The 19,957-nt window shown below is 72.9% G+C and carries 19 protein-coding genes and 3 pseudogenes; 14 read left to right on the top strand and 8 right to left on the bottom strand.

What is annotated here, in order from left to right; genetic code table 11:
* The first annotated feature begins 74 nt into the window (after window positions 1-74).
* Complete coding sequence (locus ABB07_RS02860) at window positions 75-1,943, top strand: cellulase family glycosylhydrolase (protein WP_208897071.1); 1,869 nt, start codon at window positions 75-77, stop codon at window positions 1,941-1,943.
* 65 nt (window positions 1,944-2,008) lie between these two features.
* Here the strand turns inward: ABB07_RS02860 and ABB07_RS02855 are convergent, their stop codons facing one another.
* Window positions 2,009-3,271, bottom strand: a complete 1,263-nt coding sequence (locus ABB07_RS02855) for a YncE family protein (RefSeq protein ID WP_208897070.1) — start codon at window positions 3,269-3,271, stop codon at window positions 2,009-2,011.
* Window positions 3,272-3,422: 151 nt separating this feature from the next.
* On the opposite strand from ABB07_RS02855, the gene ABB07_RS02850 reads away from it, so the two are divergent.
* A complete protein-coding gene (locus ABB07_RS02850; RefSeq protein WP_208897069.1) occupies window positions 3,423-4,085 on the top strand; it encodes a TetR/AcrR family transcriptional regulator in 663 nt (220 codons plus the stop codon).
* A gap of 629 nt (window positions 4,086-4,714) precedes the next feature.
* On the top strand, window positions 4,715-5,740 hold the full coding sequence (locus ABB07_RS02845; RefSeq protein ID WP_208897068.1) for an alcohol dehydrogenase: 1,026 nt from the start codon (window positions 4,715-4,717) through the stop codon (window positions 5,738-5,740).
* Between the two features lie 46 nt (window positions 5,741-5,786).
* Here the strand turns inward: ABB07_RS02845 and ABB07_RS02840 are convergent, their stop codons facing one another.
* Complete coding sequence (locus tag ABB07_RS02840; protein WP_208903246.1) at window positions 5,787-7,016, bottom strand: glycosyltransferase; 1,230 nt, start codon at window positions 7,014-7,016, stop codon at window positions 5,787-5,789.
* A gap of 114 nt (window positions 7,017-7,130) precedes the next feature.
* Between ABB07_RS02840 and ABB07_RS41470 the strand changes: the two are divergent.
* The 4 genes and pseudogenes from ABB07_RS41470 to ABB07_RS02820 all read left to right on the top strand — a co-directional run.
* Window positions 7,131-7,229: pseudogene (locus tag ABB07_RS41470) on the top strand (hypothetical protein); the annotation flags it as partial.
* A gap of 90 nt (window positions 7,230-7,319) precedes the next feature.
* Complete coding sequence (locus tag ABB07_RS02830; protein WP_425264799.1) at window positions 7,320-7,670, top strand: RICIN domain-containing protein; 351 nt, start codon at window positions 7,320-7,322, stop codon at window positions 7,668-7,670.
* Window positions 7,671-7,701: 31 nt separating this feature from the next.
* Entirely contained in the window at window positions 7,702-8,295 is a 594-nt protein-coding gene (locus ABB07_RS02825) for an RNA polymerase sigma factor (RefSeq protein ID WP_208897067.1), read from the top strand.
* Window positions 8,288-9,271, top strand: coding sequence for a CU044_5270 family protein (locus ABB07_RS02820; protein ID WP_208897066.1), 984 nt, complete (start codon window positions 8,288-8,290; stop codon window positions 9,269-9,271). Before ABB07_RS02825 ends, ABB07_RS02820 begins: the two co-directional genes overlap by 8 nt.
* A gap of 17 nt (window positions 9,272-9,288) precedes the next feature.
* On the opposite strand, the pseudogene ABB07_RS02815 reads toward ABB07_RS02820, so the two are convergent.
* Window positions 9,289-9,474: pseudogene (locus ABB07_RS02815) on the bottom strand (bifunctional 5,10-methylene-tetrahydrofolate dehydrogenase/5,10-methylene-tetrahydrofolate cyclohydrolase); the annotation flags it as partial.
* 82 nt (window positions 9,475-9,556) lie between these two features.
* On the opposite strand from ABB07_RS02815, the gene ABB07_RS02810 reads away from it, so the two are divergent.
* Complete coding sequence (locus tag ABB07_RS02810; RefSeq protein WP_208903244.1) at window positions 9,557-9,958, top strand: MarR family winged helix-turn-helix transcriptional regulator; 402 nt, start codon at window positions 9,557-9,559, stop codon at window positions 9,956-9,958.
* Between the two features lie 48 nt (window positions 9,959-10,006).
* Here ABB07_RS02810 and ABB07_RS02805 read toward each other — a convergent pair whose 3' ends face one another.
* Both ABB07_RS02805 and ABB07_RS02800 read right to left on the bottom strand, forming a co-directional pair.
* Entirely contained in the window at window positions 10,007-10,372 is a 366-nt protein-coding gene (locus tag ABB07_RS02805) for a nuclear transport factor 2 family protein (RefSeq protein ID WP_208897065.1), read from the bottom strand.
* A gap of 114 nt (window positions 10,373-10,486) precedes the next feature.
* Window positions 10,487-11,278 carry an acyltransferase domain-containing protein gene (locus tag ABB07_RS02800; RefSeq protein WP_208897064.1) on the bottom strand — a complete coding sequence of 264 codons (792 nt, stop codon included), beginning with the start codon at window positions 11,276-11,278 and terminating at the stop codon, window positions 10,487-10,489.
* Window positions 11,279-11,575: 297 nt separating this feature from the next.
* Between ABB07_RS02800 and ABB07_RS02795 the strand changes: the two genes are divergently transcribed.
* The 4 genes and pseudogenes from ABB07_RS02795 to ABB07_RS02780 all read left to right on the top strand — a co-directional run bounded on the left by ABB07_RS02795 (window position 11,576) and on the right by ABB07_RS02780 (window position 14,597).
* Complete coding sequence (locus tag ABB07_RS02795) at window positions 11,576-12,664, top strand: S-(hydroxymethyl)mycothiol dehydrogenase (RefSeq protein WP_208897063.1); 1,089 nt, start codon at window positions 11,576-11,578, stop codon at window positions 12,662-12,664.
* Window positions 12,664-13,293 carry an MBL fold metallo-hydrolase gene (locus tag ABB07_RS02790; protein ID WP_208897062.1) on the top strand — a complete coding sequence of 210 codons (630 nt, stop codon included), beginning with the start codon at window positions 12,664-12,666 and terminating at the stop codon, window positions 13,291-13,293. Before ABB07_RS02795 ends, ABB07_RS02790 begins: the two co-directional genes overlap by 1 nt.
* A gap of 237 nt (window positions 13,294-13,530) precedes the next feature.
* Window positions 13,531-13,776 (top strand): annotated as a pseudogene (locus ABB07_RS02785) (short-chain dehydrogenase); the annotation flags it as partial.
* A 32-nt stretch (window positions 13,777-13,808) separates the two neighbouring features.
* Complete coding sequence (locus tag ABB07_RS02780; protein WP_208897061.1) at window positions 13,809-14,597, top strand: SDR family NAD(P)-dependent oxidoreductase; 789 nt, start codon at window positions 13,809-13,811, stop codon at window positions 14,595-14,597.
* Here the strand turns inward: ABB07_RS02780 and ABB07_RS02775 are convergent.
* On the bottom strand, window positions 14,588-15,991 hold the full coding sequence (locus ABB07_RS02775; protein WP_208897060.1) for a pyridoxal phosphate-dependent decarboxylase family protein: 1,404 nt from the start codon (window positions 15,989-15,991) through the stop codon (window positions 14,588-14,590). The genes ABB07_RS02780 and ABB07_RS02775 overlap by 10 nt on opposite strands.
* 179 nt (window positions 15,992-16,170) lie before the next feature.
* Window positions 16,171-17,073, bottom strand: coding sequence for a LysR family transcriptional regulator (locus tag ABB07_RS02770; protein ID WP_208897059.1), 903 nt, complete (start codon window positions 17,071-17,073; stop codon window positions 16,171-16,173).
* 70 nt (window positions 17,074-17,143) lie between these two features.
* Between ABB07_RS02770 and ABB07_RS02765 the strand changes: the two genes are divergently transcribed.
* Complete coding sequence (locus tag ABB07_RS02765) at window positions 17,144-17,794, top strand: maleylpyruvate isomerase family mycothiol-dependent enzyme (RefSeq protein ID WP_208897058.1); 651 nt, start codon at window positions 17,144-17,146, stop codon at window positions 17,792-17,794.
* Window positions 17,795-17,908: 114 nt separating this feature from the next.
* A complete protein-coding gene (locus tag ABB07_RS02760) occupies window positions 17,909-18,604 on the top strand; it encodes a L,D-transpeptidase (RefSeq protein WP_208897057.1) in 696 nt (231 codons plus the stop codon).
* Between the two features lie 51 nt (window positions 18,605-18,655).
* Here ABB07_RS02760 and ABB07_RS02755 read toward each other — a convergent pair whose 3' ends face one another.
* The gene (locus tag ABB07_RS02755; protein WP_208897056.1) at window positions 18,656-19,858 is read right to left on the bottom strand and encodes a Gfo/Idh/MocA family protein; all 1,203 of its coding nucleotides are present in this window, start codon (window positions 19,856-19,858) and stop codon (window positions 18,656-18,658) included.
* Window positions 19,859-19,957: the final 99 nt, after the last annotated feature.

Raw genomic sequence — 19,957 nt, 5'->3', positions numbered from 1 at the left:
GCTGACTGATAGTCAACTTACTGTGGAGTCAGAAGCTATTGACGTTGTCCGGACATCGCCGGACTGTGGTGGACATGCCGAATATCCGGGTGCGTCTGCTGGTTGTTCTGGTCGTCCTCTGCGGATTCCTGACGGTGGCGGGCCGCCCGCTCGCCACCGCCGCCACCCCGGCCCTCCCCGCCGGCTCCCTCTGGTTCGACGGCGCCCCGCTCACCGTGCAGGGCGGCCGCCTCACCGACGGTCAGGGGCGCGAGATCGTCCTGCGCGGCTACAACGTCTCCGGCGAGACCAAGCTGGAGGAGAACGGCGGGCTGCCCTTCGCCTCGGTGGCCGACGCCGAGAAGTCGGCGACCGCGCTGCGCGCCCTGGGCGGCGGGAACACCGTCCGCTTCCTGCTCTCGTGGGCGCACGCCGAACCCGTGCGCGGCCAGGTGGACCCCGGCTATCTGGCCGCCGTCACGGAGCAGATGCGCGCCTTCCTGGACGCGGGCATCCGCGTCTTCCCGGACTTCCACCAGGACCTGTACTCCCGGTACCTGTTCACCAGCGGCAGCTGGTACACGGGCGACGGTGCCCCCAAGTGGGCGGTGGACGCGGGGAGTTACCCGGCCGAGTCCTGCGGCATCTGTCTCTTCTGGGGCCAGAACATCACCCAGAACGCGGCCGTGCAGAAGGCGCAGTACGACTTCTGGCACAACGCCCAAGGCCTCCAGGACGCCTTCCTCGCCACCGCGCAGACGACCATGGCCTACCTCCAGCAACACCTGGACCCGGCCGAGTTCGCGGGCATCGCCGGATTCGACCCCTACAACGAGCCCTACGCCGGCTCCTACGACTCCGGGCAGACCTCCCGCACCTGGGAGAAGGACCTGCTGTGGCCGTTCTACGAGAAGTTCCGCGCCCGCATGGACGCCGCCGGATGGCGGGACAAGCCCGCCTTCGTGGAGCCCAACCTCTTCTGGAACGCCGACATCTCCACCCAGAAACAGGAGGGCGGCCTGCTGGACGCGGGCACGCTGGGCCCGCGCTACGTCTTCAACACCCACTTCTACGACCAGAAGGCCATCTCCGGCATCCTCATGTGGGGAAAGGCGTCCGACGGCCAGTACGCCTCCGACTTCGCCGCCGTACGCGACCGCGCCGCGACCGCCGGCACCGCGGCCGTGGTCAGCGAGTTCGGCCATCCGCTGTCCGGCACGGTCTCCGACAAGGCGCCGACCGTCCTGAAGGCCATGTACCAGGGCCTCGACTCACGCCTGCCGGGGTCGACCTGGTGGACGGACCCGGCCGCCTCCGGTCCGGTGCTCTCCGGCACCCAGTGGCAGTGGGACCTCTACGACGGCCGGCACCACGAGCTGATGAACGGCAACCCCGACAAGGTGCGCACCGCCGGCGACGCCTGGAACGACGAGGACCTGTCCGCCGTACGCCAGGACGCCTCCGGTACGGTCACCCTGCGCCAGGACGCCCGCCTGCTGGACCGCCTCTACCCGAGCGCCACGGCCGGTACGGCCCTCGCCTTCACCTACGAGGACCGCTCCCGCGACGGCTCCACCACCCTCACCTGGAACCCGGTGCCGAGTTCCCTTCCGAACGTCGCCCGGCTCGTGGGCTCCGGCCAGTACGGGCTGCTGGTGTGGCGTTCCGGCGACGGCGGCGCACCGACCGAACTGCATCTGCCGGCGTCCTTCCCCACCGCGTCCACCACCGTCGTCTCCGACCTGGGCACGGTCCTCGCCCCGCCGGCCTACACCGGCGCCGCCACCCCGGTCGCCGTCGCCCCCGAGCCGGGCGGCACCGGCAGCCGCCGGCTGCTGCTCACCGACACGGACTCCGGTGCCCTGCACTACGCGCTGGTGACCAACGGGGCCACCGCGCCCTCGGCGGACCTGCTGACCGCGGCCCGGTCCGAGCTGGCCGCGTGGGCGTCGGCGCACTTCTGACACCACAAGGACGAAGCCGTACGGCCCCCGGGAGGAGTGGGGTCGCCCCGGAGACCGTACGGCGCTCAACTCCCCGCCGGACCGGTCCAGTCGGCCTGGACGTGCCCCAGCCGGACCCGCTGCGGATGGTCGCCGACCGGCACGGACAGCACCTTCCGGCCGGTGGCGAAGTCGATGGCCGTGACCTGGTCGGCGCCGGCCTCGGAGATGACGCAGTCCTTGCCGTCGCCGCTGACGGTCGCCCAGTACGGCGTCGACGCGGTGATCAGCGGACCGACGTCGAAGGAGGCCCGGTCGACCACGGTCGCGTAGTTGTCCATCGTCCCCGCGACACACAGCTTGGTGCCCTCGGGGTTCATCGAGATGCCGTGGTGGCGCGAGTCCAGCAGCCAGGTGGTGCGGTCGGGGTTGGTCGCCGGGTTCTCCGGGAGCGTCTTCACCCGGGTGATCCGGTCGGCGGCGACGTCGTACTCCAGGAAGCCGTTGAAGAACGACACCTGGAAGTACAGCTTGGACCAGTCGGGGGTGAAGGCGGCGGGCCGCACCGCGTCGGAGAAGTCCTTCAGCCCGGCCGCGTCCAGCCGCTGCCGCATGTCAATGGTCCTGACCTGCTTGAACGTGGTCGCGTCGACGATCGTGATGTGCCGGTCGCCCTTGGTCCAGTCCCAGCCCGGGTCGTCGAGGGACGTCGTCACCTCGCCGATGGACATGTTCCAGATGTACCGGCCGCCGTTCGTGAAGAAGTTCTCGTGCGGCTTGTCGCCGGTGTCGAACTCACCCAGCTCCTTGCCCGTGTCGATGTCCAGCACCTGCACCTTGTTCGCGGTGGACGCCGAGACCGCGACGCGGGTGCCGTCAGGTGAGACCGCCATGTGGTCGGCGCGGTAACCGGCCACCGAGAAACGCCAGTTGACCTTGTCGGTGGCCAGGTCGATGGAGACGACGTCGGCGAAGCTGGGCCGGGAGACGACCACGGACCTGCCGTCGGGCGTGGAGTACATGTCGTCCACGTACTGGTCGTGTCCCTCGCCGACCTGGTTGCGGATGGACGTGTAGTAGATCCACTTGACCGGATCGGCGTTGATCTCGGCCAGCCGCTGCGCCTTGTCGGGGATGACGTCGATCCGGCCGATCTTCGCGAAGTCGCCGGAGGACTTGATGACATCGGCGGTGCCGTCCCAGTTGTCGCCGACGAACAGCACCTCGCGCAGGCCGTCGGAGGTGCCGCTCGCGGCGGGGGCGGCGGAGGCGGCGGTCGCCGGGCCGGCGGCGGTCAGGGCGAGGGCCGCGGCCACGGAGCACAGGTGCCTGGTTCTGGAGGCAGGCATGACTGCTCTCTTTCCTCGGGGGAGTGTGCGGGGAATCTGAACACGGGCGCATTCACAGTGAACTTACTGAAAAGTAAGGAAGGAGCGGCCTTCGCGACAAGATGTGTGCACGACAAGATTGGGTGAGCGGTCGGCGGACGGAGGGGGAAAGGTGACGGGCAGACTCAAGGCGCCCACGGGCCGTTACGGCGGCAGGTCCGCCGAGGAGCGGCAGGCCGAGCGGCGCCGGCGGTTCCTGGACGCGGCCCTGGAGCTGTTCGGCGGTGCGCCCGGTTACCGGGGCACGACGGTCGCCGCGCTGAGTCAGGCGGCCGGCCTGTCGACCCGTCAGTTCTACGAGGAGTTCCGCACCCTGGAGGACGTCCTCGCCGCGCTGCACCTCCGGGTCAACGGCTGGGCCGAGCAGGCGGTGCGGCACGCCCTCGCCGCGGCGGACGGGCTGCCGCTGGCCGAGCGGGCCGGCGTGCTCTTCCGGGCCTACGCCCGCGACGTCACCTGCGACCCGCGCCGCATCCGCGTCACCTTCGTGGAGATCGTCGGCGTGAGCCCCCGCCTGGAGGAGCAGCGACTGGCCCGCCGGGCCCGCTGGGTGGACCTCATCCGCGCCGAGGCGGACGCGGCCGTGGCGCGCGGGGAGGCGGCGCCCCGCGACTACCGCCTCGCCGCGACGGCCTTCATCGGCAGCGTCAACGGCCTGCTGCACGACTGGAGCGCCGGCTGGGTGGACGCCACGCTGGACGAGGTGGTCGACGAGCTGGTCCGGCTGCTGCTGGGCATGCTGCGCCCGGAGGGCTGGCGGCCCCGGGGCGGGTGACACGACCGCCCGGCGGACGGGGCCGGGTCCGCGGCGCGGGGCTGCGCGACGGGGGTCGGGCGGCGGGACGGGCTCTGTGGTGCGGCCCCTCTGCCGGGGCGTGGCCGCCCGACGGTTCCGCGGCGTGGGCCGATGATCGGGGTCCGGGACGCGGGGCGGGGCATGCTCCCTGGTGGAGGGTGCTCGCGACCGGGGGTCGGGTGGTGGCACGGGTGGTGCGGCCCCTCGACCGAGACCCGGCCGCCTGACGGGTTCCGTGGCTCGGGCCTGTGATCGGGGTCCGGGACGCGGGGCGGGGCTGGCTTCGTGGTCTGGGTCTTCGCGACCGGGCCCGGGCGGCCAGGCAGGCTCCGTGGTGTGGTCCTCGCGATGTGGGTGCGGGGCGTCGGATGGGCTCCGTGGCGTGGTCCCGCCGTGACCGGGGCCGAGCGGGCGGGCGTGCTTCGTGGTGCGGGGCGCCGTGAGCGTGTCCGGGCCGCCGGACGGGCTCGGGTCGCCGGGGGTCGAGTCCGGGCCGTCGGTCGGCCGGCGGGCGCGGTCGTCGTGGGTCCGGGGCTCGACGCGCGCGATCGGCCCGGAGCTGGTGTGCTGGATCGGGGGACCGTCGTACCCGTCCTCCGGAGAAACGCATGAGTACGTATCGAGTCGCGCAGGTGACCGCCCCGAACGGCGCGTTCGAGCTGGTCGAACGCGAGGTGCCGCAGCCCGGGCCCGGCCAGGTGAGGATCGCCGTGGAGGCGTGCGGGGTCTGCCACAGCGACGCCCTCTTCGTGAGCGGCGGGCTACCGGGCGTGTCGTTCCCCGAGGTACCCGGGCACGAGATCGCCGGGCATGTCGAGGAGCTCGGCCAGGGCGTGCGGGAACGGGGCTGGAAGGTCGGTGACCGGGTCGCGGTCGGCTGGTTCGGCGGCAGCTGCGGGCACTGCCGGCCGTGCCGGCAGGGCGACTTCATCGTGTGCCCGAACCTGAAGGTCCCGGGTTGGGCCTACGACGGCGGCTTCGGCGAGAAGGTGATCGCGCCCGCCGACGCCCTGGCCCGGATCCCGGAAGGCCTGTCGGCGGCCGATGCGGGACCCATGGCCTGCGCCGGCGTGACCACGTTCAACGGGCTGCGGCGCAGCTCTGCCCGGCCGGGAGACCTGGTCGCCGTGCTCGGTCTCGGCGGTCTGGGCCACCTCGGGGTGCAGTACGCGGTCGCGATGGGCTTCGAGACCGTGGCGATCGCCCGGGGCGCGGAGAAGGCCGACTTCGCCAAGCGGCTCGGCGCCCACCACTACGTCGACAGCACCTCCGGCACCCCCGTCGCGGAGGCGCTGCAGTCCCTCGGCGGTGCCGACGTCGTGCTGGCCACCGCCGGGAACTCGGAGGCCATCACGGCCACCGTCGACGGGCTGGCGCCCCGTGGCGAACTGGTGGTCATCGGAGCCGACACCGAGCCGATGGGCATCAATCCGGCCCAGCTGCTCATGGCCGCCCGCGTCGTCCGCGGCCACCCCTCCGGCACCTCGCAGGACGTGGAGGACACCATGGCGTTCAGCGCCCTGCACGGCATCCGCCCGATGACCGAGACCGTGCCGCTGGACGCCGCGGGCGAGGCCTACCAGAAGATGCTCGCCGGCAAGGCGCGCTTCCGGATGGTCCTCAGCAACGGCTGACCGGTGAGCAACGGCTGACCCGTGCGGGCCGGCTCCGGCCGGTCCGTCAGCCGCCGAGCCGGTCCAGGGCCGCGAGCACCGGGGCGGCGCCGTCCTCGTCACGGATGCGGGCGCCCAGACGGCGCGCCCGATCCCGGTACACCGGCTCCCGGGTGGCCCGCACCAGGGCCGGGGCCAGCGCGTCCACGGTGAGCCGGCGCAGCGGTACGACGGCCGGGGCGACCCCCAGCGCCACCAGCCGGGCGGACCAGAACCCCGCGTCGAACTGGACCGGTACCGGCACGGCCGGGACCCCGGCGCGCAGCCCCGCCGCGGTCGTCCCCGCGCCCGCGTGGTGGACCACCGCGGCCATCCGCGGGAAGAGCAGCGCGTGCGGCACGTCGTCGACGGTCAGCATGTCGTCGCCGGCGGCGGCGAGCCCGGCCCAGCCGCGCTGGATCACCCCGCGCAGCCCGGCCCGCCGCAGCGCCGCGACCACCTGGGCGCTGAGCCGGGCCGCGTCCGGCACGGTGGCGCTGCCCAGTCCGACGAAGACCGGCGCCGGGCCCGCGTCGAGGAACTCGCTCACCTCGTCGGGGAGTTGCTCCTGTGTGTCGTACGGCCACCAGTAGCCGCCCACCGTGAGGCCGGCCCGCCAGTCCCGCGGCCGCGGCACCACCAGGGGACTGAAGCCGTGCTGCACCGGCCAGTGCCGCCGCTCACGGGCCCGCAGTGCCGCGCCGGTGCGCATCGCGGGCAGTCCGAGCCGGGCGCGCACCGCGGGGACGGTGGCCGCGAAGACGTGCTCCACGGCGAGGCCCACACCGTGTCCGGCGAGCCGGTTGACCGTGCCGCCCCAGTGTCCGCCGCCGAGCACGGGAGGCGCGAACTCCCTGGTGGCGGCGAGGGGTTGCAGATACACACCCATGCTGGGCAGCCGCAGTCCCTCGGCGATGGCGTGCCCGAGCGGAGCCAGCGACGAGGACAGCAGCAGGACGTCGGCGTCCCGGGCCGCCATGAGCAGATCCTCGGTCATCCGCCCGACCAGCCGCCGCGCCAGGTCCACCACCCGCAGCAGCTTCCCGGCACCGCCGGCACTGCGGTGCAGGGCCTGCCCGCGCGGGGACTCCAGCTCCGCCCGCGGATCGACCGGCAGCGCGTGGAACCGTACGCCGGAGCCCGCCACCAGTGGCTCGAACCGGGCGTGGGTGACCAGGGTGACCTCGTGTCCGGCCCGGACGAGCCGGTGCCCCAGTCCGGTGTAGGGGGCCGCATCGCCCCGGGATCCCGCCGTCATGATCGCAACGCGCACAGCCCTCAGTATGGCGGCGATACGGCCCCCACAGGCAGAACGATCCCCGAAAGAAGGCGACTTCGCCCCCGTCGCAACCGTTGACTTGACCACGACACCGGTGAATGGCCCGGCGGGATGAGCGCCATCGCCGACCACATCCACAGCAAGGGCCTGAAGGCCGGCATCTACACCGACGCCGGCAAGAACGGCTGCGGCTACTCCTACCCGACCGGCCGCCCGCTCACCCTCTCCGTCTGCAACCGGGGCAAGCAGAAACCCTGGAACCGGGCGCCGGGCCGCGCCCCGATGTGGCGCACGGTCCGCCAACTCCCTCCCCTCACCGGCGGCCCGGCCCTGGGAGGCCTCACCGTCCACCCGATACCCGGCACCGACGGCACCCTGCTCGTCGGCAAGCAGTCCGGCCGGTGCGCCGACGTCCACGACAACACGATCACCAACGGCACCCAGGCCGAGCTGTGGGACTGCAACGGCCAGGACAACGAGAAGTGGAACGTCGACTCCGACGGCACCCTCACCAACGTCCATGCCGGCCTGTGCCTGGACGCGTACCACGCCGGCACCGGCAACGGAACCTCGCTGGTGCTGGGCCCTCGATCTCCCGGACGACGCGAGAAGCTTCACGGGAGGAGGGTGTGACGATCCGGGCGGTGCCGGACACGAACGGGACATGAGCAACGACGAGATCTTCGCCGCTGCCTACCGCGAGCACTACTGGGCGGTCAGCCGCTATGTCGCGCGGCGGCTGCCCGGTCGGGCCGGCGAGGTGGAGGAAGTGGTGGCGGAGGTGTTCACGGTGGCCTGGCGGCGCCGACGCGAGCTGCCGGAGGAGCCGCTGCCCTGGCTGTACGGGGTGGCCCGCAACTGCCTGGCGAACGCGGTACGCGGCCACGGGCGGCGGCGCCGGCTGCTGGACCGGCTCGGCAACGACGAGGCCGCGCACGGCCGGCACATCGTGCGCAGCCCGGACGCGGAGACTGCCGGCGCCTGGGTGCACGAGGCCCTGGACCGGCTCTCCCCGGCCGACCAGGAGGTACTGCGCCTCGCGGCCTGGGAGGAACTCGACGCCGGGCAGATCGCCGTCGCCCTGGGCTGCGGCCGGCGCGCGGCGGCGATGCGCCTGCACCGCGCCCGCCGCCGCCTGCGAGCCGAGATAGACCGCATGAGCCCGGCACCGCGCGCGCCGGCTACGCCGCCCGGCCCACGCTCGCCTTCCGCCACCCCCGCCGGCGTACCCCCGCGCAAGGACTCCCGCCATGCCTGACGAACTCGACCTGCTGCGCCGTACCAACCCGGTGCCGGCCAACGGCCCGTACTTCGGCGACGGTCCGCTCGACCACGGTGCCGAGCGGCGGCTGGAACTCCTGCTGGGCGAGGGCGAGCCCCGGCCCGCCCGGCTCCGTGCTCCGCGCGCCCGGCTGTGGTGGGGTCTCGCCGCCACCGCCGTCGTGCTGGCCACCACGCTCACCGCGCTGCTCGGCGGCCCGGGCAGCCCGCCCGCCGTGGCCGCGCCCCGCCCGCTGGCCGTCCGCGCCCACTCCACGGCCGCATCCCTGCACCGGATGGCCGAACTGGCCGCCGCTGCCGCCACGGACGGTTCGCCCGGCCTGCGCAAGGGCACCCATGTGCAGTCCTGGAGCCTCGGCATGAGCGACGACGGGCCGCCCGTGACCCTCCCCCAGGAGCGCGTGGTGCGCTGGAACGCGGACGACAGCCGCACCGAGCTCGTCGTGGCGACCGACCCGCGCCACCCGGGCCGCCCGGTCCTCAGCGACGACGGCGGTGCGCCGCACCTGGTGGCCGACGGTCATGTGCTGAGCCGGACCACCTACCCGCCGAGCTGGAGCGACGCCCCGCCCGAGGCACGCCCCCCGCGTGATCCGGCCGCCCTGCGGGCCTACCTCACGGAGACGGCGGGTACCGGCACGCCGGCCACGCCCGAACTCCTCGACAGTGTCCAGGAGTTGCTGGACCACTGGACACTCGGTGCCCGGGAGTCCGCCGCGCTGGTCCGGATCCTCGCGGAGACCAAGGGCCTGCGCCCGGTCGGGCAGGTGACGGACCGGCTCGGGCGCCCGGGACAGGCGTACGCCTACGACGGGCCCGGCGAGCGGCGCATGCTGATCCTCGACCCGCGCACCGGCGCCGTCCTCGGTCTGGAGACCACCTTCACGCGGGACGACCACCGGTACGGAGTGAAGGCCGGGGACGTGATGGAGTACAGCGCCTGGATGCGCTGACCCCGGTGTGCCGAACCTCAGGCGCCGAGCTGCCGGGCGGCGGCCTCGACGGTCTGCTCCAGCAGTGTGGCGATCGTCATGGGCCCGACCCCGCCCGGCACCGGCGTGATCAGCGAAGCCCGCTCCACGGCGGAGTCGAAGTCGACGTCGCCGACGTTCCCCGGGTTGTAGCCGGCGTCGATGACGACCGCGCCGGGCTTGACCACTGCGTGAGGCAGACGGTGGTGCACGACTGGGTGGACCGGTACGTCCCAGGGCCGCCGGGAGGTCCTCGACGCGGACGGCCTGAAGTACTGGCAGTACAAGGCGCTGTTGACACTGCGCCGGTCCGGGCCGCCGCACGAGTCCAGTCCGTCCGTACTTGCCGAGCGGCTGGGCCTGACCCGGGGCGCCCTCTCGGCCCGGCTGGGACCGGTCGAGGAGGTCGGGCTGATCACCTGTACCCACGAGAGCGGCGACCGCCGACGGATGCGGCTCGGGCTCACCGAGGCCGGGCACGCCGCGTTCGGCGCACACGCGGCAGCGGAGGACGCGGGCGAAGGCGCGCTGCTCTCAGCGCTGACCGAAACAGAACGGCGCACACGGGCGGACCTGCCGCGCACACAGGTCCTGGCCGTCGAGGGCGAGCCCGGGGCATCCTCCCCAGGCTCGCCCGCGCCGAGAAGGTCCAGGTCAACCGGGAGGTGACCCGGACGCTCGCCCATCTCCGTCCGGCGCCCGTCATGCCGGGTGTGCCTACTCGTCCCAGGCCTGGATGATCAACTGGTCGGCTATCTTGCCGTCGCGCAACGTGACCATCGACTCGGCGAGGACGCGGGTGCCGTCCCCGTACTGGCAGGTCTCACTGAACGCGGCGTGATCGCCCTGCACGACACACTGGTCCAGCCGGTGTGTCATGTCGCGGCTGTAGATGTCGTCCAGCAGCTCGGCGATCTGCCCCCGGCCGCGCAGGACGGTGGGGTGGCTGGGCTGGTTGTTGCGGTCGACGATACGGATCTCCGCGTCGTCGGCGTAGAGCGACAGAAGGGTGTTTCCGGTGTTCCCTTCTATACCCCGGCGCAGTGTCTCGATGTCGAAGCCGGAACCCGTCGCGGTGCCCATGGCTGACCTCCTTCGGGCGCCTGTGGCCCGGCGGGGCGCGGACCGCACGGACGCCCACCCTTCGAGACTCCTCCGGCCCGGCGGCCACGGCAAGCGCAGCCTGCCGGCCCCGCCTCAGGGCTGGGCCGGTGACGGGCCCGCGGCCGGCCCGGACCGCAGCACCGCCCAGTCCCGGGACAGCGCGAAGGCCGAGGCCGTACCGCCCGGGGCGCACTCCGGCAGGCATTCCGGGAGCAGCCGGGTGAGCCGGTCGCCCGGGCCCAGTTCCAGCCAGGTGCGGACTCCGTCGCGGTGCAGCCGGCCGACCGCCTCGGCGAAGCGCAGCGGAGCGCGCCGCACCCAGAACCCCGGCTCGGCGGTCTCCGCGCCCACCGGACGTGCGGTGACGTCGGAGACCAGGGGGAGGCGCGGCGCGCACGGGTGGAGCGTGGCGAGGGTACGGCCGTACGCGTCGAGCACGCCGTCCAGGTGCGCGGAGTACGGCTCCGGGTCCGCAGCGCCGCCCAGGAGCCGGGCCAGGGTGCCGACCGCGTGGCAGGCGTCCGCCAGCGAGAAGACGCCCGCGGCGTACGCGGCGGCCATCCGCCCGGCCACCTGCCCGAACACCATGTCCGGCAGGACGCCCCAGCTGCGCAGCAACCGGTACTGCGCCACCTGGAGCGCGAACACCGCGGGCCCGGCGAACGGCTCCCGCTCCAGCAGCGCGGCCGTACGCGTGCCGTCGTCCGCGAACATCACGGATTCCAGCGGGAGTTCCAGATACGGATCGAGACGCCCGCAGATGTCGTCCAGCGTGTCGGCGAACACCGGGAACGCGTCGCGCAGTTCCCGTCCATTTCCGGGCAGCGGCTCGGCGCCGGCCGAGAAAAGGAATGCGATACGACCATTGCGGGCTTCGATGGGCATGTCCCCATTGAGGCACGCCGGGATCGATGCACACACCAGGCGAACTCATGCACCCTGCAAAAAGATTGCCATCATGGAATGACGTTATTCGGTCACATTCTTACCGGGCGGCGGATCATTTCTTATGAATGGCGAATGGGTACGCCGTTCCCGGCGGGCGCACCCGGCGGGCGCACCCGGCGCGGCGCAGGTCGCCCGGCGACCGGAAAGATCCACGCTCACCGCCGTGGTCCGCGCCGCCACCCACCGGTCGCGCGTAGGGTCGGCGGCGAAGGCATTCGAGGAAGGGGCCAGAGCATGGCGCAGGAAGTGCGCGGCGTGATCGCACCGGGGAAGGACGAGCCCGTACGGGTCGAGACGATCGTGGTGCCCGATCCCGGGCCCGGCGAAGCCGTGGTGCGCGTCCAGGCCTGCGGTGTCTGCCATACCGACCTGCACTACAAACAGGGCGGCATCTCGGACGACTTCCCCTTCCTCCTCGGCCATGAGGCCGCCGGTGTCGTGGAGTCGGTCGGCGAGGGCGTGACCGACGTGGCGCCCGGTGACTTCGTCGTCCTCAACTGGCGTGCCGTGTGCGGCAACTGCCGGGCCTGTCTGCGCGGCCGGCCCTGGTACTGCTTCGACACGCACAACGCCCGGCAGAAGATGACCCTCGCGGCCACGGGTCGGGAGCTGTCCCCGGCCCTCGGCATCGGCGCGTTCGCCGAGAAGACGCTCGTCGCCGCCGGCCAGTGCACCAAGGTCGACCCGGCCGTCTCCCCGGCGGTCGCCGGCCTGCTGGGCTGCGGGGTCATGGCCGGTATCGGCGCTGCCATCAACACGGGCGGCGTCGGGCGGGGCGACTCCGTCGCCGTCATCGGGTGCGGCGGGGTCGGCGACGCGGCCATCGCCGGGGCCAACCTGGCGGGCGCGGCGAAGATCATCGCCGTGGACATCGACGGCCGCAAGCTGGACAAGGCCCGCACCTTGGGCGCCACCCACACCGTCAACTCCAAGGAGACCGACCCGGTCGCGGCCATCCGCGAACTGACCGGCGGCTTCGGCGCCGACGTCGTCATCGAGGCCGTCGGCCGCCCCGAGACCTACCGGCAGGCCTTCTACGCCCGTGACCTCGCCGGCACCGTGGTCCTCGTCGGCGTCCCCACCCCCGACATGAAGCTCGAACTGCCCCTGCTGGACGTCTTCGGCCGCGGCGGCGCCCTGAAGTCCAGCTGGTACGGCGACTGCCTGCCCTCCCGTGACTTCCCCATGCTGATCGACCTGCACCTGCAGGGCCGGCTGCCGCTCGATGCGTTCGTCACCGAGACCGTCCGGCTGGACGAGGTGGAGAGGGCCTTCGAGCGGATGCACGGCGGCGACGTACTGCGCTCGGTGGTGGTCTTCTGATGACCGTACGCATCGAACGCCTCGTCACAGCAGGGCAGTTCACCCTCGACGGCGGCACCTGGGACGTCGAGAACAACGTGTGGATCGTCGGCGACGAGCGCGAGGTGATTGTGATCGACGCCGCCCATGACGCCGAGGCCATCGCCCGCGCCGTCGACGACCGGCGCCTCATCGCCATCGTGTGCACGCACGCCCACAATGACCACGTCAACGCCGCACCCGCGCTCGCCGACCGCACCGGCGCCACCATCTGGCTGCACCCCGACGACCTGCCCCTGTGGAAGACGACCCACCCGCACCGCGACCCCGACCGGCACCTCCTGGACGGCCAGGTCATCGAGGCGGCCGGCGCCGACCTGACCGTGCTCCACACCCCCGGCCACGCCCCCGGCGCCGTCTGCCTGTACGACCCCGCGCTCGGCACCGTCTTCACCGGGGACACCCTGTTCCAGGGCGGGCCGGGCGCCACCGGGCGCTCCTACTCGCACTTCCCGACGATCATCGACTCCATCCGCGACAAGCTCCTCACCCTCCCGCCCGAGACCAAGGTCCTCACCGGCCACGGCGACCCCACCACCATCGGCACCGAGGCACCGCACCTGGAGGAGTGGATCAAGCGCGGACACTGAGACCGCGCCGGCGACAGCGATGGCCCGCGCCGGCGAGACCGACGGCCCGCGCCGGCGAACGGCGTGGGCAACACCGGCAGAAGGTGTCCGGTTTCCCATGACAGTTGACGGCGACAGCAGTCACCGCACACGGGAGGCCGGACATGCCAGAACCGCCGCAGGACAAGGTGGCGCTGGTGGCCGGGGGCGACGCGGGGCGCCGGGCGCGGCATCGCCGTCGTGCGCGAGGACAACTGACGCGACGCCCTCGCCCGCGAACCGCACGTCGCCATCTCCGAGACCCCGCGCTACGTCGGCCGCGCCGTCGCCGCGCTGGCCGCCGACCCCGACGTGGCCCGCTTGAACGGGCAGTCGCTCGCCAGCGGCCACCTCGCCCAGCTCTACGGCTTCACCCACCTCGACGGCAGCCGGCCCGACGGCCGGCGGTACCTGGCCGAGGTGCAGGACGCGGGCACGTCGGCCGACGTCACCGGATACCGCTGAACGAAACGCCCGCGGCGCCGTACGGTCACCGCATGACCGATCACACCCGCTTCGCAGGACACGGAGTTCTCGTCACCGGCGCGGCCCGCGGTATCGGCGCCGCCGTCGCCGGCCGGCTCGCCGAGGAGGGCGGACGGGTCCTGGTCACCGACCGGGACCTGCCCGCGGCCGAGCGGACCGCCGCCGACCTGCGCCGACGCGGCTTCGCCGCCGAGGCGTGGGCGTGCGACATCGCCGACCGCACCTCGGTGGAGGCGGCCGTCGCACACGCCGTGACCGCGTTCGGCTCGCTCGACGTGCTGGTCAACTGCGCCGCCCACTGCACCCCGGACGCCCCCCTCTTCGAGGACCAGCCCGACGAGGCGTGGGTGCGCGACCTCGACGTCACCCTCACCGGCGCCTACCGCTGCTGTCGCGCCGCCCTGCCCCACCTTGCCGCTTCCGGACGCGGGGCGATCGTCGGCATCGGTTCCGTCAACGGGCTGCAGGACTTCGGCAACCACGCCTACAGCGCCGCCAAGGCCGGCCTCGGCTCGCTCACCCGTACTCTCGCCGGGCACGCGGCGGCCCGGGGCGTGCGGGTGAACCTCGTGGTGCCGGGCACGGTGCGCACCTCGGCGTGGGAGGAGCGCGAGGACGAACTCGCCGCGATCCGCCCGCTCTACCCGCTGGGGCGGGTCGGCGAGCCGGAGGACATCGCCGCCGCGGTCGCCTTCCTCGCCTCCGGCGACGCCGCCTGGATCACCGGCACCAGCCTGGTGGTCGACGGCGGACTCACCGCCGTCAACACCGGCTTCCACGCGGCCGTACGTCATCCCTGACGCGGTGTACCGGACGCCGCCGCCAGCGCCTGAAGCACCCGCTCGGTGTCGGCCTCGGTGGTGCGCCAGTTGCTGAACGCGGCCCGCAGCCCCGGCACCCCGTCGTACACGGTCGGCGTCAGATAGGCCTCCCCGGAAGCGGTGACCGACCGGGCCAGCGCGTCGACCCGCTCCTGCGTGGCGTCCCCGGCGAGGGTGAAGCAGACGACGTTCAGCCGGACCGGTGCCAGCAGACGCAGGCCCGGCAGCGCGTCGATGCCCGCGCCGAGCCGGCGCGCCAGGGCCACGTTCCGTTCGACGATCTCCCGGTGTCCGGCGCGCCCGTAGGCCACCAGCGAGAACCACGCGGGCAGGGCGCGCAGCCGCCGGGAGTTCTCCGGGGTCAGATGCAGGAAGTCGGGCTCGCCGGCCGGCAGGCCCAGATAGGGGGAGGCGTTGTGGAACACCTTCACCTGCAGGTCCCGGCGCCGGGTGAACTGTACGGCCGCGTCGTAGGGGACGTTCAGCCACTTGTGCAGGTCCACGCAGACCGAGTCGGCCGCGTCGAGGCCGTCGACCAGCGCCGCGTACTCGGGGGACAGCGCCGCGAAGCCGCCGAACGCGGCATCGACGTGCAGCCAGAAGTCGTAAGCCTCCTTGAGCGCGGCGATCGCCCGCAGATCGTCGAAGTCGACGGTGTTCACGGTGCCCGCGTTCGCCACGACGATCGCCGGCCGGCCGTCCCGCTCCGCCAGGGCCGACTCCAGCGCGGCCACGTCCACCGCCTCCCGGTTGCCGGGCAGCAGCGGCACCCGCCGGAGCCGGTCCCGGCCGATGCCCAGCACCGACATGGCCTTCGGCACGCTGGAGTGCGGGCTGCCGGACAGCACGTCGACCGGGCCCAGCGCGGCCGCGCCCGCCCGGGACACGTCCACCCCGAGCCGCTCGCCGAGCCACTCCCGGCCGATCGCCAGCCCGACCGTGGTGGAGGCGGTCGCCCCCGTCACGAACGCGCCGCTGTGCGCCGCGCCCAGCCCGAACAGCTCACGCAGCCAGGCCACCGTCTCCCGCTCCAGCTCCGCCGCCCAGGAACCGCCCGCGCCCGAGAGGTTCTGGTCGAACGCGGACGTCAGCCAGTCCCCGGCGACCGCCGCGGGGGTCGCGCCACCCGTGACGAAGCCCAGATAGCGGGGTCCGGCGGACCCGGAGAAGCCGGGCGCCCAGCGCTCGGCGAACAGCCCGAGAGCCGCGTCCGCGCCCGCGCCGTCCTCCGGCAGCGGTGCCCGCGCGGGCGCCGGTCCGGACACGGCAACAGGCCGGTCGGCCAGCGTGACTGTTGCATGAGCGGCGAAGTCACGGGCGGACTGGAGCAGTTCGGGAAGCCGGGAGAGGTCGCCGGCGAGGGTGGGGTGCATGTGCCGCAGCGTAGAGGGCTGGGCGAGGGGTCTTCCCGGGCCAATTCCGGGAAACTGGACCGGACGGCAGGGTGCCGAGCTGTGAAGCGGACGGCGCCGCAGCTCCCCAGGGGCGCGGGGAACTGCGCGACCAGCCGCCACGCACCCGCACCCGGCAGCCGGCCAGACCCCCACGGCGCTCACCCGCCCCCGCCCATCCCCCTCCGCAACCGCGCCAGAAGCTCCCGCGCCGCCGGCAGCATCGGCCCCTCCGAGCGCCACGCCAGGGCCACCCGGCCGCGGGCGCGGGGGTCGGCCAGAGGCAGGGTGGTGAGGCCGGGCCGGGAACCGAGACCGGGCAGGACGGCGACCCCGAGCCCGCGAGCCGCCAGCCGGCACAATCCGTCCGGCGTCGCCGCCTCGAACGCGATGTGCGGCCGGAAACCGGCCTCCGCGCACAGCCGTTCCACCACGGCGCGCATCCCGGTCCCGCGCGGCAGGCTGAGCAGCCGGTGCCCGCGCAGAGCCGCCGGCGGAACCGCGTCGCAGCCGTCGTACTCGGTGAGCAGGTGGTGTCCGGGGGCGGCCGCCGCGACCAGCGGCTCGTCGATCACCACGTGGTGGGCGACACCCGGCGGCGGCGCCTCCTGCGCGACGCCGAGCACCGCGAGGTCCAGCTCGCCCCGGCGCAGCGCGGCCAGCATCCGGTCCGAGGTGTCCTCGGTGAGCGTCACCTCCACCTGGGGGTGCGCGTCATGGAAGTCCGCCAACTGCCCGGCCAGGTCGAAGGGGTGCGCGAGGGTGCCCGGGACCAGGCCGACGGCGACCCGGCCGCGCAGCAGCCCGGTGTACTCCTCCACCGTCTGCCGCACCCCGTCGACGGCCGCGAGCGCGGCCCGCGCATACGGCAGTACGGCCTCACCCACCTCGGTCGGCCGCACCGACCGCCCCGAGCGGTCCAGCAGCCGCTGCCCCAACTCCCGCTCCAGCTGCCGTATCTGCGCGCTGAGCCCGGGCTGGGCCAGGTGCAGCCGTTCGGCGGCCCGGGTGAATCCGGCCTCCTCCACCACCGTCACGAAGTACCGCAGCTGCCTCAACTCCATAACCGATCATGCTAGCTGCGAGACGGATCATGTCTTGGACTTCCGGCCGCGACGCCAACACCCTGGACACATGGGGAAAGCACCACACACCGCCACCGACAGGGCCGCCACGGCCGCCGCCATCGCCGCCGAGCGTCGAGAACTGGCCGATCTTTTCGAGACGCTGACGCCCGGGCAGTGGGGCGCCCCCAGTCTGTGCGCGGGCTGGCGGGTGCGGGAGGTCGTGGCGCACATGTCGATGGGGTTCCGCCATCCGACCACGCGGGTGCTGCTGGAGCTGGTCAAGGCGCGGGGCAGCCTGCACCGCATGACCGACCGGCTCGCCCGCAGCGACGCCGTCGCCCACCCGGACGCCGTACTCGCCGGGTTCCTGCGCACCCACGCCCAGCATCCCTGGACGCCCCCGGTCGGCGGTCTCGCCGCGGCCCTCGGCCACGACGTCGTGCACGGCCTGGACGTCACCGTCGCCCTCGGCCTGGACCGCGACATCCCGCAGGACCGGCTGCGGATCCTGCTCGACGCGATCGACCCGCGCGCCTTCCGCGTCTTCGGCACCGACCTGACCGGCGTACGGCTGTGCGCGGACGACCTCGACTGGTCCTTCGGCTCCGGCGCGCCGCTGTACGGCCGTGGACAGGACCTCCTGCTGATCGCGTACGGCCGCGGGCTCCCCGCCGGCCGGCTGCGCGGCGAGGAAGTTCACCGTTTCGTCACAGCCTGACCGGAACCACAACCCCCGGACCCCCGCGCAGGTCTAGCAGTCCGACATCGCGGGAATCGCGCAGGGGAGCACCCGGGGCAGACCCTGGGCGAACAGGGGAGAAGAGGGTTGGACATGGGGGACACACGCAGACGGGGCGTCGTCGCGCTGGGGGTCACGGCACTCGTCGCGCCGCTCACACTCGCCTTCACCGCGGCCCCGGCCCAGGCCGCGAGCTGCACCACGCAGACGGGGCCGTACCAGAAGCAGGTGGAGAAGTTCCTCGGCCGGCCGGTCGACGGCAAGCAGTCCGCCGCCGATTGCAGGGCCATCCAGGCCTTCCAGAACAAGCACGGCATCACGCCCGCCATCGGCTACGCCGGGTCCGTGACCTGGGGCGTGATGGACCTGATGAACAAGCAGAAGGCCGTGGGGAACAACCCGAACAAGGACGGCAAGTGCCCGGTGAACAAGGGCCGGATCGCCTGCGTGAACCTCAGCCTCCAGCTCAGCTGGATCCAGGACGGCAACAAGCTCGTCTACGGACCGGTCCCCGTGCGCACCGGCCGCAAGGGCTACGCCACCCGCACCGGCCTGAAGAAGATCTACTGGCGGGACATCAACCACGTCTCGACGGTCTACAACGTGCCCATGCCCTACAGCCAGTTCTTCGACGGCGGCCAGGCCTTCCACTCGGTCAACCTGAGCATGTGGAACCCGCCGGGCTCGCACGGCTGCGTCAACATGACGACCAAGGACGCCAAGGCGTACTGGTCGCTGCTGAGGACGGGCGACGACGTCTTCGTCTACGGCCGCAAGCCGGGCACCTGAGCGGCACCCGGGCGGCCGGCCCCGGCCGTCCGGCCGTCGCCGCCCGGACCGTCACTCCTGCGGCGCGTCCCCGAAGTCGGGGATCGCCAGGCGGAGACCGCCCTGCCGCGCGGACTCGTGCGCGATGATGCCCGGCAGGGTGTAGCGGGCGGCCACCCAGGCGTTCACCGTGGGCAGCGAACGGGTGTTGACCGCGGTGACGAAGTCGTCCACGAGGAAGTGGTGGCTGCCCTCGTGGCCGTTGTGCAGCTGGTCGAACTCCCGCGGCAGCCGGGCCCGGTCGTGCACCGGCGCCGAGCCCGAGGTGAAGGCGGCCCGCAGCTCCGGCGCGATGTGCGCCAGCGACGGATCGTCCGGTGCCAGGGTCGGCTTGGGCTCCAGCAGCTCGCTGATGTCCTTGACCCCGTTCTTGTCCTGCCACAGCGCCACCGTCGCCAGCTGCTCCATGCTGGCCTCCGTACCGAAGAACCGGAACCGGGACTCGCGGATGTGCGAGGGGTAGCCGACCCGCCGGAACTCGTTCGTGCGGAACGATCCGCCGCCCGCCACCTCGAACAGCGCGGTCGCGTTGGACACGTCGTTGTCGAACTGGCTGACCGAACGATCGAAAACGCCGTCGCCGCGCTCGTCCCGCACCCCGATCGCCGACACGCTCACCGCGTGCGTCTGCCAGGCCCCGAGCACCCCGCCCACCGAGTGCGTCGGGTACAGCAGCGGCGGATAGCTGGCGGTCGCCTTCCAGTTCTCGCCGCCGCTGTACTGGTACGCCTCGTAGAAGCCGAGGTCCATGTCGTGGACGTAGTCGCCCTCGGCGTAGAACAGCCGGCCGAAGGCGCCCTGGGCGATCTGGTTGCGGGCGTGCACGGTCGCCGGGTTGTACTGGCTGGTCTCACCCATCATGTACGTCAGCCCGGTCGCCCGGACCGCGTCGATGATCGCGGATATCTCGTCCGTGGTGATCGCCATGGGAACGGCGGAGTAGACGTGCTTGCCCGCACCGAGGCCCTGCAGGACCAGCGGGCCGTGCGTCCAGCGCTGGGTGAAGATCGCGACCGCGTCGACCGCCCGCGACTCCAGCATGGCCTCGTACGACGGGAAGGTGCCGGCGAGACCCTGCGCGGCGACGAGCCGCTCCGCCCGCTCGGGCAGCAGGTCGGTGACATGGACGTCACGGACGCCGGGGTGGGCCTGGAAGAGTGTCGCGAACTGACCGGAGAACTGTCCGGCGCCGACGATACCGAGAGAGAAAGTCATGCTGATTACTTTTGGCTCAAAAGAATCGGGCGGTCAAGAGGTGTGAGTAAGGGTTCTCGATCGGATCGTCTGGCGATAGAGTCAGGCTGATTGCTTCTG

Origin of the sequence: Streptomyces incarnatus (assembly GCF_001027185.1) — a bacterium.
Taxonomy (GTDB): domain Bacteria; phylum Actinomycetota; class Actinomycetes; order Streptomycetales; family Streptomycetaceae; genus Streptomyces; species Streptomyces puniciscabiei.
The sequence above is the reverse complement of the archived record's forward strand: the minus strand, read 5'-3'. Positions and strand labels throughout refer to the sequence as shown.

Excerpts from the sequence above, each read along its gene's own strand:
- ABB07_RS02760 (WP_208897057.1), top strand. The coding sequence starts at position 17,909 with ATGGGGGACACACGCAGACGGGGCGTCGTCGCGCTGGGGGTCACGGCA.
- ABB07_RS02775 (WP_208897060.1), bottom strand. The coding sequence starts at position 15,991 with ATGCACCCCACCCTCGCCGGCGACCTCTCCCGGCTTCCCGAACTGCTC.
- ABB07_RS02770 (WP_208897059.1), bottom strand. The coding sequence starts at position 17,073 with ATGGAGTTGAGGCAGCTGCGGTACTTCGTGACGGTGGTGGAGGAGGCC.
- ABB07_RS02860 (WP_208897071.1), top strand. The coding sequence starts at position 75 with ATGCCGAATATCCGGGTGCGTCTGCTGGTTGTTCTGGTCGTCCTCTGC.
- ABB07_RS02755 (WP_208897056.1), bottom strand. The coding sequence starts at position 19,858 with ATGACTTTCTCTCTCGGTATCGTCGGCGCCGGACAGTTCTCCGGTCAG.
- ABB07_RS02820 (WP_208897066.1), top strand. The coding sequence starts at position 8,288 with ATGCCTGACGAACTCGACCTGCTGCGCCGTACCAACCCGGTGCCGGCC.
- ABB07_RS02825 (WP_208897067.1), top strand. The coding sequence starts at position 7,702 with ATGAGCAACGACGAGATCTTCGCCGCTGCCTACCGCGAGCACTACTGG.
- ABB07_RS02800 (WP_208897064.1), bottom strand. The coding sequence starts at position 11,278 with ATGCCCATCGAAGCCCGCAATGGTCGTATCGCATTCCTTTTCTCGGCC.
- ABB07_RS02790 (WP_208897062.1), top strand. The coding sequence starts at position 12,664 with ATGACCGTACGCATCGAACGCCTCGTCACAGCAGGGCAGTTCACCCTC.
- ABB07_RS02840 (WP_208903246.1), bottom strand. The coding sequence starts at position 7,016 with ATGACGGCGGGATCCCGGGGCGATGCGGCCCCCTACACCGGACTGGGG.
- ABB07_RS02855 (WP_208897070.1), bottom strand. The coding sequence starts at position 3,271 with ATGCCTGCCTCCAGAACCAGGCACCTGTGCTCCGTGGCCGCGGCCCTC.
- ABB07_RS02845 (WP_208897068.1), top strand. The coding sequence starts at position 4,715 with ATGAGTACGTATCGAGTCGCGCAGGTGACCGCCCCGAACGGCGCGTTC.
- ABB07_RS02830 (WP_425264799.1), top strand. The coding sequence starts at position 7,320 with ATGTGGCGCACGGTCCGCCAACTCCCTCCCCTCACCGGCGGCCCGGCC.
- ABB07_RS02795 (WP_208897063.1), top strand. The coding sequence starts at position 11,576 with ATGGCGCAGGAAGTGCGCGGCGTGATCGCACCGGGGAAGGACGAGCCC.
- ABB07_RS02780 (WP_208897061.1), top strand. The coding sequence starts at position 13,809 with ATGACCGATCACACCCGCTTCGCAGGACACGGAGTTCTCGTCACCGGC.
- ABB07_RS02765 (WP_208897058.1), top strand. The coding sequence starts at position 17,144 with ATGGGGAAAGCACCACACACCGCCACCGACAGGGCCGCCACGGCCGCC.
- ABB07_RS02805 (WP_208897065.1), bottom strand. The coding sequence starts at position 10,372 with ATGGGCACCGCGACGGGTTCCGGCTTCGACATCGAGACACTGCGCCGG.